The 15,439-nt window shown below is 65.6% G+C and carries 12 protein-coding genes; 9 read left to right on the top strand and 3 right to left on the bottom strand.

Going from position 1 to position 15,439, the window contains the following annotated elements:
* Positions 1 to 153: 153 nt before the first annotated feature.
* The gene (locus ACIGGF_RS06765; protein ID WP_397520616.1) at positions 154 to 1,419 is read right to left on the bottom strand and encodes an MDR family MFS transporter; all 1,266 of its coding nucleotides are present in this window, start codon (positions 1,417 to 1,419) and stop codon (positions 154 to 156) included.
* Between the two features lie 138 nt (positions 1,420 to 1,557).
* Here ACIGGF_RS06765 and ACIGGF_RS06760 point away from each other — a divergent pair, with 138 nt between their 5' ends.
* Genes ACIGGF_RS06760 through ACIGGF_RS06745 form a run of 4 tightly spaced genes read left to right on the top strand, consistent with a single transcriptional unit; the run spans position 1,558 to position 6,383 of the window.
* A complete protein-coding gene (locus ACIGGF_RS06760) occupies positions 1,558 to 2,313 on the top strand; it encodes an ATP-binding cassette domain-containing protein (protein ID WP_397520615.1) in 756 nt (251 codons plus the stop codon).
* The gene (locus tag ACIGGF_RS06755) at positions 2,310 to 3,098 is read left to right on the top strand and encodes an ABC transporter ATP-binding protein (RefSeq protein WP_397520614.1); all 789 of its coding nucleotides are present in this window, start codon (positions 2,310 to 2,312) and stop codon (positions 3,096 to 3,098) included. Before ACIGGF_RS06760 ends, ACIGGF_RS06755 begins: the two co-directional genes overlap by 4 nt.
* Positions 3,095 to 4,585 (top strand): ABC transporter substrate-binding protein, encoded by a 1,491-nt coding sequence (locus tag ACIGGF_RS06750; RefSeq protein WP_397520613.1) that lies wholly within the window; start codon positions 3,095 to 3,097, stop codon positions 4,583 to 4,585. Before ACIGGF_RS06755 ends, ACIGGF_RS06750 begins: the two co-directional genes overlap by 4 nt.
* A gap of 4 nt (positions 4,586 to 4,589) precedes the next feature.
* Complete coding sequence (locus ACIGGF_RS06745) at positions 4,590 to 6,383, top strand: ABC transporter permease subunit (RefSeq protein ID WP_397520612.1); 1,794 nt, start codon at positions 4,590 to 4,592, stop codon at positions 6,381 to 6,383.
* Here the strand turns inward: ACIGGF_RS06745 and ACIGGF_RS06740 are convergent.
* Both ACIGGF_RS06740 and ACIGGF_RS06735 read right to left on the bottom strand, forming a co-directional pair.
* The gene (locus ACIGGF_RS06740) at positions 6,380 to 8,479 is read right to left on the bottom strand and encodes a heavy metal translocating P-type ATPase (RefSeq protein WP_397520710.1); all 2,100 of its coding nucleotides are present in this window, start codon (positions 8,477 to 8,479) and stop codon (positions 6,380 to 6,382) included. The two genes, ACIGGF_RS06745 and ACIGGF_RS06740, sit on opposite strands and share 4 nt — an antisense overlap.
* A 116-nt stretch (positions 8,480 to 8,595) precedes the next feature.
* Entirely contained in the window at positions 8,596 to 8,874 is a 279-nt protein-coding gene (locus tag ACIGGF_RS06735; RefSeq protein WP_397520709.1) for a DUF1490 family protein, read from the bottom strand.
* A gap of 143 nt (positions 8,875 to 9,017) precedes the next feature.
* Here ACIGGF_RS06735 and ACIGGF_RS06730 point away from each other — a divergent pair, with 143 nt between their 5' ends.
* The 5 genes from ACIGGF_RS06730 (at position 9,018) to ACIGGF_RS06710 (ending at position 15,146) form a co-directional block, all read left to right on the top strand.
* Positions 9,018 to 9,524 carry a TIGR04338 family metallohydrolase gene (locus ACIGGF_RS06730; RefSeq protein ID WP_397520611.1) on the top strand — a complete coding sequence of 169 codons (507 nt, stop codon included), beginning with the start codon at positions 9,018 to 9,020 and terminating at the stop codon, positions 9,522 to 9,524.
* Between the two features lie 52 nt (positions 9,525 to 9,576).
* Positions 9,577 to 10,341: an LLM class F420-dependent oxidoreductase gene (locus ACIGGF_RS06725; protein ID WP_397520610.1), complete on the top strand. Its 765-nt coding sequence runs from the start codon at positions 9,577 to 9,579 to the stop codon at positions 10,339 to 10,341.
* A gap of 77 nt (positions 10,342 to 10,418) precedes the next feature.
* On the top strand, positions 10,419 to 12,227 hold the full coding sequence (locus ACIGGF_RS06720) for an ABC transporter substrate-binding protein/permease (protein WP_397520609.1): 1,809 nt from the start codon (positions 10,419 to 10,421) through the stop codon (positions 12,225 to 12,227).
* Position 12,228: 1 nt separating this feature from the next.
* Complete coding sequence (locus tag ACIGGF_RS06715; protein WP_397520608.1) at positions 12,229 to 12,957, top strand: amino acid ABC transporter ATP-binding protein; 729 nt, start codon at positions 12,229 to 12,231, stop codon at positions 12,955 to 12,957.
* A gap of 134 nt (positions 12,958 to 13,091) precedes the next feature.
* Positions 13,092 to 15,146 carry a PhoX family protein gene (locus tag ACIGGF_RS06710; protein WP_397520607.1) on the top strand — a complete coding sequence of 685 codons (2,055 nt, stop codon included), beginning with the start codon at positions 13,092 to 13,094 and terminating at the stop codon, positions 15,144 to 15,146.
* Positions 15,147 to 15,439 lie beyond the last annotated feature (293 nt).

Here is a 15,439-nt window from a genome sequence, read left to right as displayed (position 1 = left end):
TGCACGGGGAATCGCCGAGGTTCAGGGAGCGAACCCGCTCGCGTATGACAAACGCGCTCGCGTTTGCGGGGGGCTGGGTCGGCGAACGGGGGACTGGGGGCGGGCGGGGAATTGGGGGCGGGCGGGGGATTGGGGGCGAACGGGGCGGAGCGCTCAGTCGAGGCGCGCCAAGACCACCCGAAGTCCGATGACACTGGCGATCGGGAACAGGGCCGCGACCAGCCAGGGGACAGCCGCACCCCAGCCGGTCTCGGGGGACGCGTCGATCACGGCACCGACTGCGATCGATCCGATGAGTACGCCGATGCCGCCGAGTGAGGCCATGAATCCGTAGTACGAACCCAGTCGGCGTTCGGCGGCCATGCGCGGCACCAGGTCTCGGGCTTGAGGCATGGCGATCATCTGTCCGAGGGCAAGGAGCAGCACGAAGAGCGCAGCCGGGATCAGCCCGACCAGACCGTTCAATTCCAAGGGACTGAATATCGCGACCAGGACGAAAGATGCTGCCATGACGGCGAATCCGATGGGCAGCGTCACCCGAGGTGATGTCCCAGCGACGCGTCGAGTGATCGGCAGCTGCGTCGAGACCACGAGTACGGCCGAAATAGCGAAGAACCAGCCCAGCACCGTCTGCGATCCCCACGCCCGTTCGACCTCGAGCGGCAGCAGCAGGTACAGCTGGTTGTAGGCCACCAGCTGTGCGCTCATCGCGACCGCGAACAGCACGAAGGTTCGGTTGCGCACCACGTCGGTCCAACCCGACAGCCAGGGATCGTCGCGATGCTCACCGCGTTCGCGCGGCAACCACCGAATGTGCGCCGCGATGACCAGAACGAATATGCCGGCCGCCACCAGGCACGCGACGCGGAAGTCGACGAGGAGCAGTAGCGAGCCCACCAGCGGGCCGGTGAACGAGCCGATCTGACTGCACACCGAGAGCAATGCGAACGTCTCGACCCGCGTCGCACCGTCGTTGCGCTCGCTCTTACCCGCCTCGATCGCTACTGCGGATTCCACTGCAGGAGAGAACAATGCGGCTGCGAAGCCGACCATCACCGTGGCGATCAGCACGGCCGTGAGCGAGTCGGCGAAAGCAAGGCCCACAAATCCCGCGACCCGCAGCACGCACCCGACGAGAACGACCGGCTTGATGCCCCACCGATCGGCGAGAGTGCCACCGACGAAGAACAGCCCCTGCTGCGAGAACGTTCTGATGCCGAGCACCACTCCCACGAGCGCGGCCCCGAGTCCGAGGTCGCTCGTCAGATGCACCGACAGGTACGGCAAGACCATGAAAAAGCCGATGTTGAAGGTCATTTGAGTGAGCACGAGCAGTCGGACGGTGGGGGTGGCTCGACGCAGATCGACGAGAAACGACCACCGCCATCGCGTCGGCGATCTGTCGGTCTTCGCCCTCATCTCTTCCGCCCTCCTTTGTCTACTCCGTCGATGACCCGCACCGATTTGTATACCCGCCGAGTGCGCCCTAGAGTCAATCGACAACGATTGTCGCAATCAGTGTCGTCAACGCTAGTGATCATTCATCCAGGGAGACCCATGCTCGTCGTCGAGGGCCTGTGCATCGACGCGCGCCGAAACAGCGTCGTCACGGACGTCTCGTTCGAGGTATCGGAGGGCGAACGCGTCGGACTGCTCGGATCCTCGGGGTCGGGGAAGTCGTTGACGGCCGCCGCGATCATCGGCCATCTCCCTCCCGGCATCACCTCCACGGGAACGATCACCGTCGATGGGCATGACGTCGCCGGCCTGCCGACTCCCCGACGGCACTGCGGTGCCCGACCGGCAATGATCTTCCAGCAGTCGGCGACGGCGCTGAACCCGATGGTCACCGTCGGAAAGCAGCTGAGCGCCCCGGCCCGCGCGAGCACGTCCGACACCGCCGAGCTGCTGGAACAGGTGGGGTTCTCCGACCCGGCACGGATCCTCGCCTCCTACCCGCTCGAGCTCTCGGGTGGTCAGCGTCAACGAGTGTGCATCGCGCTCGCGATCGCCTGCCGCAGCCCATTGCTCGTGGCCGACGAGCCCACCACAGCGCTCGACGTCGTCACCCAGGCGCGGGTGCTGACCGCTCTGCGAGCCGTCGACAGTGCTCTGCTCTTCATCACCCACGATGTTGCCGTCGCGGCCCAACTGTGCACTCGGTTGATCGTCATGGACCGCGGGGAAATCGTCGAGCAGGGGTCGACGTCCGAGGTGCTCGAGAATCCGCGCGCGAGACTGACCGAATCTCTGATCGCCCAGGCGCAGGCAGCCGATCCGATGGCGAACCTACCGGGAAGCCGCGTCCGATGAGCCTGGCCGCCGCTGCGGTGACGCGCCGGTTCGAGCGCCGCGGTACCAGTCACACCGCCCTCGAGAACGTGAGTCTCGAGGTGCTGCCGAACACCAGAACGGCCCTCGTCGGAGAATCCGGTTCCGGCAAGACCACCCTGCTGCGATTGCTGCTGGCGCTCGATCGCGTGGATTCGGGTGCCGTCACGCTCGACGGCACCGCCGTGGTCCCTGTCAAGGCCAAGGCGATGCGGTGGTTCCGTAAACGGGTGCAGTACATCCCCCAGGATCCTGCGACGTCTCTCGATCCGCGGCGCTCCGTTCTCGATCTCGTCGCAACGCCGTTGCGCCTACTCGGCGCCGAGGGAGACCATGTGGCACTCGCCACGAAAGCGTTGGCCGCGGTGGGAATGGACGATCGCTACCTCGCGCGCCGGCCGGCGGAACTCTCGGGCGGACAGAACCAGCGCGTGGCGATCGCGCGAGCAGTGGCGTGCGAACCCGAGTACCTGTTGGCCGACGAACCGGTCAGCGGACTGGATCTCGATCTGCGTGAGCAGGTACTCGATGTTCTCGACGAGTTGTGCGACCGAACGTCCACCGCCCTGCTCATCGTCTCGCACGACCTGTCGGTGGTCGCGCGATCGTGCCGCGAGGTATTCGTCCTGTGCGACGGCCGAATCGTCGAAACCGGCTCCGTCGCTTCGGTCCTCACCGATCCGCAGCATCGACACACGCGCGACCTTCTCGATGCCGTGCCCCGACTTCCACACCAACGAACTATTGATTCACAGGAGATTGCATGAGCACCAACAGTATTCGCGCGCTGAAGGCTGGAGCGGTCGGGGCCGTCGGCGTGCTGGCCCTGACCAGTTGCTTCTCCTCGTCGACCAACGAGGGAGGCGATGACCGGGCCCGGGTGGCCATGCTGCAACCACCGCGTTCGGCTCTGTCTCAATTCAGCGACGACGCATTCAAGCTCTCCCGCTGGTCCACGGCGGAGACGCTGGTTCAGCTCGACGACCTCGGCGAAGCACTGCCGGCGTTGGCCACCGAGTGGAACCGAGTCGACGACCTGACGTGGAGCTTCGACCTTCGTCCCGACGTGAGATTTCACGACGGAACACCGCTGAACGCCGACGCGGTGGTGACCGCGCTGACGGCCGCGACGCAGGCCGCACCCAAACCGCGCATCCTCGACGGCGTCGAGATGACCGTCTCGGCCGTCGACGAGGACACCGTGACCGTGGCGACCGAACTGTCCGATCCGCTGGTACCGCAACGTCTTTCGAGTCCTCAGCTCTCCATCCTCGCCCCGGCGGCATACGAGGGCGACGGACCGGTCGATCCCATCGGACACGGCACCGGGCCGTTCGTCCTCACCGATGTTCAGGGAACCTCGAGCGCATCGCTCGACCGCAACGACGACTACTGGGGCGACCCTGCCCAGCTCGCCGGATTCGACGTCGACTTCGTTCCCGACGGCACCGCCCGAGCAGCAGCGTTGCGGAACGGCACGGCCGACGTCGTCGAAGCCGTGCCCGTGTCGCAGGCCGCGCAGGTCGAGGAGGACCTGATTCACGAGGTTCCGATGCCGCGTACCAACACGCTCTACCTGAACACCGCGAACGGCGTCTTCGCAGATCCGGCGATGCGTGCCGCAGCCCGCGAATCCGTCGACAAGGACCGTCTGGTCGAGCAGGTCTACGAGGGACGGGCGGATGCTGCCAACGGCCTTCTGGGCCCGGCACTTCCGTGGGCGGCCGACCGACCGGATCGCACCGAGACGCCGGCCGGCGACGCCGCCGGAAAGCGCATCACACTGGCGACGTTCACCGACCGCGCCGAGCTTCCCGAGGTGGCCGTGCTGTTGCAGCAGGAGCTCGAGGCGAAGGGGTTCATCGTCGAGCAGGTCGTACGGGAATACCAGTTCATCGAGACCGACGCCGTCGAGGGCCGATTCGATGCATTCATCCTTTCGCGGGCGACCGTTCTCGACTCCGGCGACCCCGTCGCGTACATGTACTCCGACTTCGCATGCGAGGGATCGTTCAACATCTCGCAGTTCTGCGATCCCGCGGTCGACGACGCTCTGGCCACCGCGTCGGCCACCGATCCCGGTGCCGAACGACGCGCCGCGATCCTCGAGGCCGAGCGGCTCATCCTCGAAGCGGATGCTGCCGTTCCCATGCTGCACGAACGCGTCATCCAGGGCGAATCGAACTCGGTCGCCGATGTCGCCCGCGACCCCCGCGAGCGTGCGTTGATCACCGCCGATACCAGCATCGAATGACACCGTGAAGAAGGGAACCTGGATCGTCGCCGCCTCGCGAATCGCCTCGGTTCTCGGGGTCGTGGTCATCCTCGGAATGCTGCCGTGGCTCTCCGCTCGCGATCCCGCACTGAGCATTTTGCGAGCACGATCCGCCGAGCAGGAAGCGACCGAGGAGGCTCTCGACGCCATTCGTCAGGACCTCGGGCTGGACGTGGGACCGGTTCGGATGTTCTGGAACTGGTTCACCGGACTGCTGCAGGGTGATTTCGGCAATTCGTGGAACACGGGACGGCCGGTCCTGCCCGGTGCCCTCGACGCACTCGGCGTCTCGCTGACCTTGATGGGGTGCGCCATAGTGGTGGCCCTCGTCGTGGCCACGATCGTCGTATTCCCCTCTCTGCGAGCAGGTCTGCGCGGTAAGCCGCGCCGAACGGCCGGGGCCGGAGCAGCGACGTTGACCTCGCTTCCCGAGTTCCTGCTGGCGTCGTTACTCGTGGTCATCGGCGCGGTGTGGCTGTCGTTTCCCGCGTACGGCTGGAGCGGACCGGAGTACGTGGTGCTCCCGGCCCTCGCACTCGGACTCCCCGCCGGCGGGCTCATCGGACGACTGCTGGCCGACGCGGTCGCCGTCACCTTCACCGAAGGGTGGGTCACCACCTGGACCGTCGCCGGGTTCTCCCGCCGACAGATCGCGGTAGCTGTTCTGCGCAGGGCCCTACCGGGCCTGACCTCGCAGGTCGGGCTGGTCATGGTCGCAATGACCGGCGGAGCGGTTGCAGTGGAGAAGGTGTTCGCCATTCCGGGATTGGGCCGCACCACGCTCGGCGATGCGCAATCGCAGAACCTCCCCGGGTTGCAGGTCGACGTGCTGTTGCTGCTCGCGATCAGTGCCGTGCTCGGAATTGCCGCGGAAGTTCTACGACGAGCCATGCTCGGAAGCGCGCTCCGCGGCGGATCGATGCCCATCCCGTCCGGTGTGTTCGCCCCGTCGCCGCGGCGGTGGGTGATTCCGATCGCTGCCGCCTCCGCGCTGGTGATCATGGTGCTCGCCGGACTGGGACGTGATCCGTTCTTCGCGACACCGCAGAAGTTCGCTCCACCGTCGACCGAATTCCCTTTCGGCACAGACGCATCGGGCCGCGATCTGCTCGCGCGGGTCTCCGAGGGTGCCGTCTCCACGATCAGCTTGTCGCTTGCGGTGACACTCGGTTGCTTCGTCGTCGGTCTGGCCTTCGGTTTGATTCCCCGGGCCTCTCGCGGGCTCATCGAGGTCTCGAACGCCGCACCTCCGGTGGTGACCGGCATTCTGATCGCGGCCGTGTGGGGTCCGAGCGCGGGCGGAGCTGCGGTGGCGATTCTCCTGGTCACGTGGGCACCGCTCGCGGCGCACACTGCCGCGCTCGTGGACGAGGCTCGGGCGCGTCCGTACATCGCCATCCTGCCGACTCTCGGCGCGAGTGAAGCCCGCATTCTGTTCGGGTCGATCGTGCCGAGCGTTGTGCCCGCAGTGCTGCGTCATGCGGTGCTTCGACTCCCGGGTGTGGCATTGGCCCTGGCCGCGTTGGGCTTCCTGGGCCTGGGCCCGCAACCGCCGACTCCGGACTGGGGGCTGATCCTGTCCGACGGTGTCGCGTCGGTCGAACGCGCGCCGTGGGTGGTCCTGGCACCGCTCAGCTCATTGGTCGCGCTCGCCGTACTCGCGATCTCGCTCGCCAGCGCCACCTCGGGGCGTGCGCGGAAGACCGGATCACCTGAAAAGCGTTTCGAGGCACCGACACCCGAAGTAGATGCCGGCGCCTCGAAAGCGAGTGACTAGTCCAGCCGATAGCGGATCAAGCGGGCGCTGTTCGCGACCACCGCAACCGACGACGCGTTGTGCAGCACGGCTGCCAACACCGGCGACAGAGCGCCGCCGGCACCGACCAGCAGACCGATCGCATTCACGGCGATCGACATCGCGTAGTTCTGCTTGATGACGTCGAGCGAATGGCCGCCGAGTTCGCGAAGGTCGAGCAATCGACCCAGCTCGTCGCCCGAGAGTGCGACATCCGCCGTTTCGACGGCCACGTCGGTACCCGCGATACCCATCGCGATACCGATGTCGGCCGCGGCGAGAGCCGGGGCGTCGTTGATTCCGTCGCCGACCATCGCCACGATGTGGCCCTGGTCCTGTAACCGCTTCACCATCGCCAACTTGTCGTCCGGCAAGACTTCCGCGTGCCAGTCGTCGATACCCAGTTCGTCCGCCACGGCGGCGGCCGTTTTGGGGTGATCACCGGTGAGCATGACGATCTTGCGGACGCCCGACGACCGAAGGGCATCGAGCACCTTCCTCGATTCCGGTCGCACCTCGTCACGCAGACTGACCAACCCGACGAGCACACCGTCCACCGCGAGCAGCAGCGGAGTCTCGGCCTTGCGCTGCAGTCGATCCACCCACTCCAGGGCGTCGGTGGACAACTCGACGTTCTCCGATGCGAGCAACGGTTGGCTGCCGAGCAGCAGGGTGCGATCCCCGGCGAGGGTCCGCATTCCCATTCCCACGACCACCTCGCACTGCTCGTGCGCCGGTATCTCGATGTGACGCTCGCGGGTACTGCGAATCAACGCGGCGGCGAGCGGATGTCGAGAATGGATCTCGGAACTGGCCGCGTAGGCGAGAACCTTCTCCAGATCCCAATCGTCGTGGAAAGACACGACATTGGTGACGACCGGTCGTCCCACCGTCAGGGTTCCGGTTTTGTCGAACACGATGGCGTCCACACGTCCGGCCTGCTCGAGGTGCGATCCGCCCTTGATCAGCATGCCTCGGCGTGCGCCGTTGCCGATCGCAGCACTGATGGCTGTGGGAGTGGACAATCCGACGGCGCAGGGGCAGGCGACCAACAGCATCGTCATGGCCCGCCGAACATCGCGGGTTACCACGAGCGTGAGCAGTGACAGCGCGAACGACGCCGGCACGAACCGCCGGGAGAAGTTGTCGCCGACCGTCTGGATACGACCACGATCCTCCTGCGCCTCCTCGACGCGAGCGATGATGCGGCCCAGGGCGGTTTCGTGCCCGACGGCGTTGGCGCGTATCACGATTCGTCCACGTACCACCACCGATCCCGCGTAGGCACGATCGCCCACGTTCAACGTGACCGGCAGGTTCTCGCCGGTGATGGCGGCTTGGTCCACTACGGCCTCGCCGTCGCAGATGATGCCGTCGACGGGAATCGCCACCTGCTCGTGCACCACGACCTCGTCGCCGACGACCAGCGAGGTGATGTCCACCGACATCTCCACACCTTCGGGTCCGCGTACCCACGCGGTGTCCTGACTACCGGCGAGGAGGGCGGAGATCGCGCGTCGAGTACGACGCAGCGTCAGATCCTGCAGGTACTCACCGATGTTCAGCAGCCACAGTACGGTCAACGCAACGACGTTCTCGCGCAACAACAAGCTGGCGATGGTGGCGGCGGAGACGAGTGCATCCGTTCCGGCGGCCTTGCGTCCGCTCAGCGATCGCAACGCCCCCTTCAGGAACGGATACCCGGTGAAGATCGTGACGCCACTGGCAACGACGCGGCTGGTGGGGCCGAGCATCGGAGGGCGAGAAAATCCGTAGCGTCGAATACCCAAGAGCAGCAATGCAGTTCCGCCGACCGCCATCCTGATGACGTCTCCGCTGCTGACCTCCGCGGAATGCGGAATGCGATCGACTGTTGCCGAGAGCGACACCGACGAGCCGCGTTCGACGGCGTCGAACAGGGTGTCGTGGTCCACGCGCTCGCGGGAGTACCAGATCACGACACTCGCTGTCCGGGGATACGCATGCGCCGCTCGCACACCGGGAATCGCGGTCAACAGATCTTCGACCGCCACTGCGCGGGCGACGCTGCCCGTCAATGCCGGCACGATCAGGCGCATACGTCCCGCAGCGTCGGAGCGCACGGTGACGCTCGTCCTGGCGGACTCGGTACCGACTGCGAGCACCGCACCGACCGTCGGCGGCTCGAGCAGATCAGCGGCGGAGTGTTCCGCCATCAGTGGTCGTGGTCGTGGGGTGCGGACTGCACCGGGGGAGTGGCCTGCTCGCCGTTCTTCTCTTTCGCCTCGGCGATGATGTCGGCCGCGGCCAAGCGTGCCGACTCGGCCCGCTGCTCGGCCTTGCGCATGCCCTTGATGGACAGCGAGGTCACACCGACTGCGGCGTCACGCAGCGGCGCACGCTCGACGAGGCCCTTGACTCCGTTGTAGGCGGCGACACCCACGACGCCGGTCACCACAGTCGACGCTGCTTTCGCGAGAAACGGTCCGAACATGTACAGCACTCCCCTTCGTTGGACGGCCACCGAGCAACCGTCATATGCACGAGTTGCAATATATACCACCCTGGCTGCACCGGCGTCCGGAGCCGAGGTTATCGATAGAGGAGCGCGCAGCAGTTCTCGCCTAGGCTCTCACCGTGGCCGCCAAGGACATCCAGCGCTCGAAGGTGTACGACGCAGAACAACTGGTCCGCACCATGTTCGACCGTGCCGAGGAGCGGGGCCTGCGCATGGTGCAGGTGATGGGCTCGCAGATCACGTTGCCGATCGAGCGAAAATTCGCGTCACTGGATTCGGTGCAGGCATACGTCGATGCAGTCTTGGCGCTCGGTTGGGTCGCGGCCACCTGGCCCGACGCCGGACGCCGGATCATCGTGCGTGCTCGGTCCGGATCGGGCGCTGCCCACTACGAGCGCGACACGGCCACCATCGCCGTCCCCCTCCATCGGGGCAACACTGCCTGGGCGCTGCGGGAACTGGTGGTGCTGCACGAGCTCGCGCACCACTTCGGTGACGAGGACGAGCCGCAGCACGGCGGTGCATTCGTCGACCGCTACATCACCCTCGTCGGCGAGATCGTCGGCTCCGAGGCCGCGTTCGTTCTCCGCGCGATGATGGCCGAAAGCGGCGTCCGCATCGGCTGAGCACATTCGGGTGCATCATGGGAGACGCAGCCCACACGACGAGGAGACGTACATGACCGTCAAGATCGGTGTTCAGCTTCAACCCCAGCACGCTCCCGACTATCAACTGATCCGCGACGCGGTGTTGCGCTCGGAGGACGCGGGCGTCGACATCGTCTTCAACTGGGATCACTTCTACCCCCTCTACGGAGACCTCGACGGCGCGCATTTCGAGTGCTGGACCATGCTCGGCGCGTGGGCCGAGCAGACCTCGAACGTCGAGATCGGTGCACTCGTCACCGGCGGCGGTTACCGCAACCCGGATCTGCTGGCCGACATGGCGCGTACCGTCGACCACATCAGTGGCGGACGGTTGATCCTCGGCATCGGTGCCGGCTGGAACGAGAAGGACTACGAGAACTTCGGGTACGAGTTCGGCACAGCAGGTTCACGATTGGCACTGTTGAAGGAAAGCCTCGGCAGGATCAGGAACCGCCTCGACGTCGGCAATCCGGCACCCACCCGCGACATCCCGATCCTCATCGGCGGCGGCGGCGAGAAGAAGACGCTCAAGATGGTGGCCGAATACGCACACATCTGGCACAGTTTCGCGGACCTCGAGGCGCTGAAGCACAAGTCGGAAATCCTGGCGCAGCACGGCACCACCGTCGGACGCGACGTCTCGGTGATCACGCGATCGGTCGCGTGGCCGGGTGCAGACACAGCCCAGGATTTCGTCGACGCCGGGGCCACACTGTTCACCGTCGGAGTCAACGGGCCCGAGTACGACCTGGCGGAACTGGGCCAGGCTATCGAGTGGCGGGACGCACACCGGTAGACACCAGTTCGTTGAGCGAAACCCTTGCGTGGACGCCGTTTGGGTGAGTGGGCCCTGGTCCGCTTAGGGTTTCGTTCATGGTTGCCGTACGCGCGTCACGCGCGCTCGTGGTTCTCGTCCTCGGACTGTTGATGGCTCTGACGCTCGCCGCGTGTGGCACGTCGAACTCCGACGAGCAGGCAGCGGCAGGTCCGACGGACCTGTGTGCCCCTCCCGGCGTCGACAGCGCGTCGTCCACCCCGACGAACTTCGACGCTGCCGCAGCGGCCGCGACGGAGGACCGATACACGACGGACAACGTCACTCCGCTGGACCGCGTGGACACGAACGCCCTGGGATTGGTGACGCCGGGAGTGCTGACGGTCGGCACCCTGTCCGACGCGCCGCCGAGCATCTGCCTGGACTCGACCGGCCAGTACACCGGGTACGACAACGAGCTGCTGAAGGCCGTCGCCGACAAGCTCGGCCTGCAGATCAAGTTCTCGGGTACCGAGTTCTCGGGCCTGCTCGCCCAGGTTGCCGGTCGCCGCTTCGACGTCGGCTCGTCCTCGATCACGACGACGGACGAGCGACGCAACACCGTCGGATTCACCAATGGGTACGACTTCGGCTACTTCTCCCTCGTGGCACAGACCGGCGGGCCGATCAGCCGGTTCGAAGACCTGAACGCGAGCACCAGGATCGGCGTCGTGCAGGGCACCGTGCAGGACGACTACGTGGTGAACACCCTCGGCCTCGATCCGGTGAAGTTCCCGGACTACAACACCGCCTACGCGAACCTGCGCACCGGGCAGATCGACGCCTGGGTGGCCCCGTCGCAGCAGGCGGAGGGCTTGGTCAAGCCGGAGGACGGCACCGCGATCACGCAGAACACGTTCTCGCTGAACAACTTCGTCGGCTGGGCCGTCGCCCGCGAGAACCAACCGCTGATCGACGCGCTCAACTCCGGGCTCGACGCGGTGATCGCCGACGGCACGTGGGCCACCCTCTACTCCGACTGGGTTCCGCGCGAATTGCCCGACGGCTTCAAGCCCGGTAGCAAGGCCGCTCCCGAGCCGGAGCTGCCCGACTTCGCCGCCATAGCAGCACAGAACGACGAGAACGCGCCCGAAGCCGTTGCCGTTCAACAGAAGTCCACACTGGCGCAGCTGGGGGATACGTTCTTCGACTGGTCGCTGTACAAATCGGCCATCCCCGACCTGTTCAAGGTGGGCCTGCCGAACACGCTGATTCTGGCGTTGGCGTCGGGCATCATCGGTACGGTCCTCGGCATGCTGCTGGCGTTGGCCGGCCTGTCTCGCACGCGCTGGCTACGGTGGCCCGCTCGCGTCTACACCGACATCTTCCGCGGCCTCCCCGCGGTGGTCATCATTCTGATCATCGGCCTCGGTATCGGCCCGGTGGTCCAAGGCCTGACCGGCGGCAACCCGTATTGGCTGGGCGCTGCGGCACTCTCGCTGCTCGCGGCGGCGTACATCGGTGAGATTTTCCGGTCCGGCATCCAGAGCGTCGAGGCCGGACAGATGGAAGCGGCACGGGCACTGGGCTTCAACCGTCGTCGCTCGATGAATCTGGTGGTCGTCCCACAGGGTGTCCGACGGGTCCTGCCGGCGCTGATGAACCAGTTCATCTCACTGATTAAGGACTCGTCGCTGATCTACTTCCTGGGACTGCTGGCCACCCAGCGTGAGCTATTCGCCGTCGGCCGAGATCTCAACGCACAGACCGGAAATCTCTCACCGCTCGTCGCGGCCGGATTGTTCTACCTGGTCCTGACCGTGCCGCTCACCCATCTCGTGAACTACATCGACAAGCGACTGCGCACCGGTAAGACCGAGCAGACGCTGGACCCGGTCGAGCAGGCCGTCGTCGTGGAAAGAGGCTGACATGACTTCTGTTTCGCTCTCAGGTAAGGACATTCATCTGTCCTTCGGCAACAACAAGGTGCTGCGCGGGGTGAGCATCGACGTTCCGGCCGGCACGACGACAACGGTGATCGGTCCGTCGGGCTCGGGCAAGTCGACGTTGCTGCGTGCCCTCAATCGACTGCACGAGCCGGAGCAGGGCGACATCCTGCTCGACGGCAAGTCGGTGCTGAAGGACAATCCCGACGAGCTGCGTCAACGTATCGGCATGGTGTTCCAGCAGTTCAATCTGTTTCCGCACAAGAGCGTTGCCGACAACATCGCCCTCGGCCCGCAGAAGTTGCTCGGCCTGTCCAAGGAGGCGGCTCGCGCGGCGGCCATGGATCAACTCGAGCTGGTGGGGTTGACCGACAAGGCGGATTCGCGTCCGGGCAACCTCTCCGGCGGACAGCAGCAGCGCGTCGCCATCGCCCGCGCTCTAGCCATGAAGCCCGAGGTCATGTTCTTCGACGAGGCCACCTCCGCCCTCGACCCCGAGTTGGTCAAAGGCGTGCTGGCGCTCATGGCCGACCTCGCGAAGGGCGGCATGACGATGGTGGTGGTGACCCACGAGATGGGCTTTGCTCGATCGGTGTCCAACCGGGTGCTGTTCATGGATCACGGCAGCGCCGTCGAAACCGGAACGCCGGAGCAGTTGTTCGACGATCCGCACACCGATCGACTGAAAGCGTTTCTGTCGCAAGTGCTGTAGCAGTGGCGTGGATAAGTGCCCCCCCGGGGCACTTATCCACGCCACTGCCGAAGGCACGTTAGGGCAGCCTCGTTATCCACGACTTCACCTGAACGTTCATTTACTTTCGCTTTTGGGTGACAGCGTGCCGTGACATGAAGCCACTACCCTTGTTCGCCGTTCACGACGGCAGCTCCAAGCGCTCTTCCCTGACGTGCAAGTACAAGTGCGGTGATGCGTGCTTCCACGACATCCCCAATACGTCGAAGGGCGAGTACTTCGGCGACATCGTCAAGACCGCGATGTCTCGTCGCGGCATCATCAAGGGTGGGGCCATGGCCGTGCTCGCCGTGGGCGCGGGCAGCGTGCTGGCTGCGTGTTCCACCGACGAGCCGGCCGCCACCGGAACCTCCTCCACCACCTCGGGCTCCGACACCCCGCCGGTGGACGGTGTGGATTTCGTTGCGGTGGAGCCCAACACCGAGGATGCCGTCGTGGTCCCCGAGGGATACGAGCAGGGCGTCGTCATCCGCTGGGGCGACGCGGTGGTCGCAGGCGCACCGGCATTCGACTTCGACAACCAGACCGCCGCCGCGCAGGAGAAGCAGTTCGGCTTCAACAACGACTTCGCGGGTCTGCTGGCCATCGAGGGCACGCCGAACGCGCACCTGCTGGTGGTCAACCACGAGTACAGCACCGAACCGGCCATGTTCAAGGGCTACGACGCGGAGAACCCCACCCGCGAGCAGTTCGACGTCGCCCTTGCCGCACACGGACTTTCCGTGGTGCAGGTGCAGGGCGAATCCGGCACCGGCAAACTGACCCCGGCCATGGGCCAGTACAACCGCCGCATCACCGGTAAGACCGAGTTCGTCGTCACCGGCCCCGCCGCGGGCAGCAACTTCCTGAAGACGAGCGTCGACCCGTCCGGCACCAAGGTTTTCGGCACGTTCAACAACTGCTCGGGGGGCCTCACCCCGTGGGGAACCGTGCTCTCCGGCGAGGAGAACTTCAATCAGTACTTCGGCAACGCCGAATCCGTCACCGATCCCGTTGCGGCCGAGCGGCTCTCGCGTTACGGCGTCGAGGGTGCGGCGAGCGATCGCAAGTGGGAACGCTTCGACAAGCGCTTCGACCTGGCGCAGGAGCCCAACGAGGTGAACCGCTTCGGATACATCGTCGAGGTGAACCCATGGGATCCGCAGTCGACCCCGATCAAGCACAGCGCACTCGGGCGGTTCAAGCACGAGGCCGCGACGATCCACGTCACCGACGACGGCACCGTGGTGGCCTACAGCGGCGACGACGAGCGCTTCGACTACATGTACAAGTTCGTCTCGAGCCGAAAGATGATGCCGGGCACCGGCGCGGCCGCGATGCGCAGCAACCTGAAACTGCTCGACGCGGGCACGCTGTACGTCGCCACCCTCACCGGCGACACGCCCGACGAGATCGATGGATCCGGCACCCTGCCGTCCGACGGTGAATTCCGTGGCACCGGAACATGGATCCCACTGCTCGAAACCGGCGAGGACGGACGCGGCACGTCCCTCGTCGACGGTATGTCCGCCGAAGAGGTAGCGGTGTTCACCCGTCAGGCAGGCGACAAGGTGGGCGCAACCAAGATGGATCGTCCCGAGGACTTCGAGCCCAACCCGGTGACCGGCAAGGTCTACGTCGCCCTGACGAACAACTCCAACCGTGGCACCGAGGGGAAGGCCGCAGCCGACGAGGCCAACCCCCGCAACACCAACAAGAACGGCCAGGTGCTCGAGCTCGACGACGACCACGCGGGCACGTCCTTCACCTGGAACCTGCTGCTGGTCTGCGGCGATCCGAACGAGGCCGACACCTACTTCGGCGGCTTCGACAAGAGCCAGGTCAGCCCCATCTCGTGCCCCGACAATCTGGCGTTCGACGCCAAGGGCAACCTGTGGGTGTCCACCGACGGCAACGCCCTCGACTCCAACGACGGTCTGTTCGCGGTGGTGCTCGACGGCGAGCGGCGCGGCGAGACCCGACAGTTCTTGACTGTTCCTGCCGGCGGCGAGACCTGCGGTCCGATCGTCACCGACGAGCGCGTCGTGGTGTGCGTGCAGCACCCCGGCGAGAGCGACGACGCCACCGCCGACGCACCGATCTCGCATTGGCCCGACGGCGGCGATACGCAGCCGCGACCGTCCGTCGTCGCAGTCTGGAAGTCGGCGTAGCAGTAGCCGAACGACATTCGGAAGAAGGCACTTGTAATCGACAACAGTCGATTGCAAGTGCCTTTCGGCCTTGTTAGCAGTCATCGAATTGCAGCAGCGGGTTCTGGGAATTCACAACGTCTCCGTCAATGCCGCAAAGGCTGTTGACCCGTTGGTAACAGGTATGTAAACCTACGTCGATAGACCGGTAGCTGGAACTCCATTCGGGCTGTGCGCGCAATGGAGGACGTTTCGGGGCAACGTCGACTTCCTTTCAACGCATAACGACGTGCCGGTAATCGCTCCCCTTATGT

The organism is Rhodococcus sp. NPDC078407 (assembly GCF_044542515.1).
GTDB lineage: Bacteria > Actinomycetota > Actinomycetes > Mycobacteriales > Mycobacteriaceae > Rhodococcoides.
This window is presented reverse-complemented; position numbering and strand designations above follow the sequence as displayed.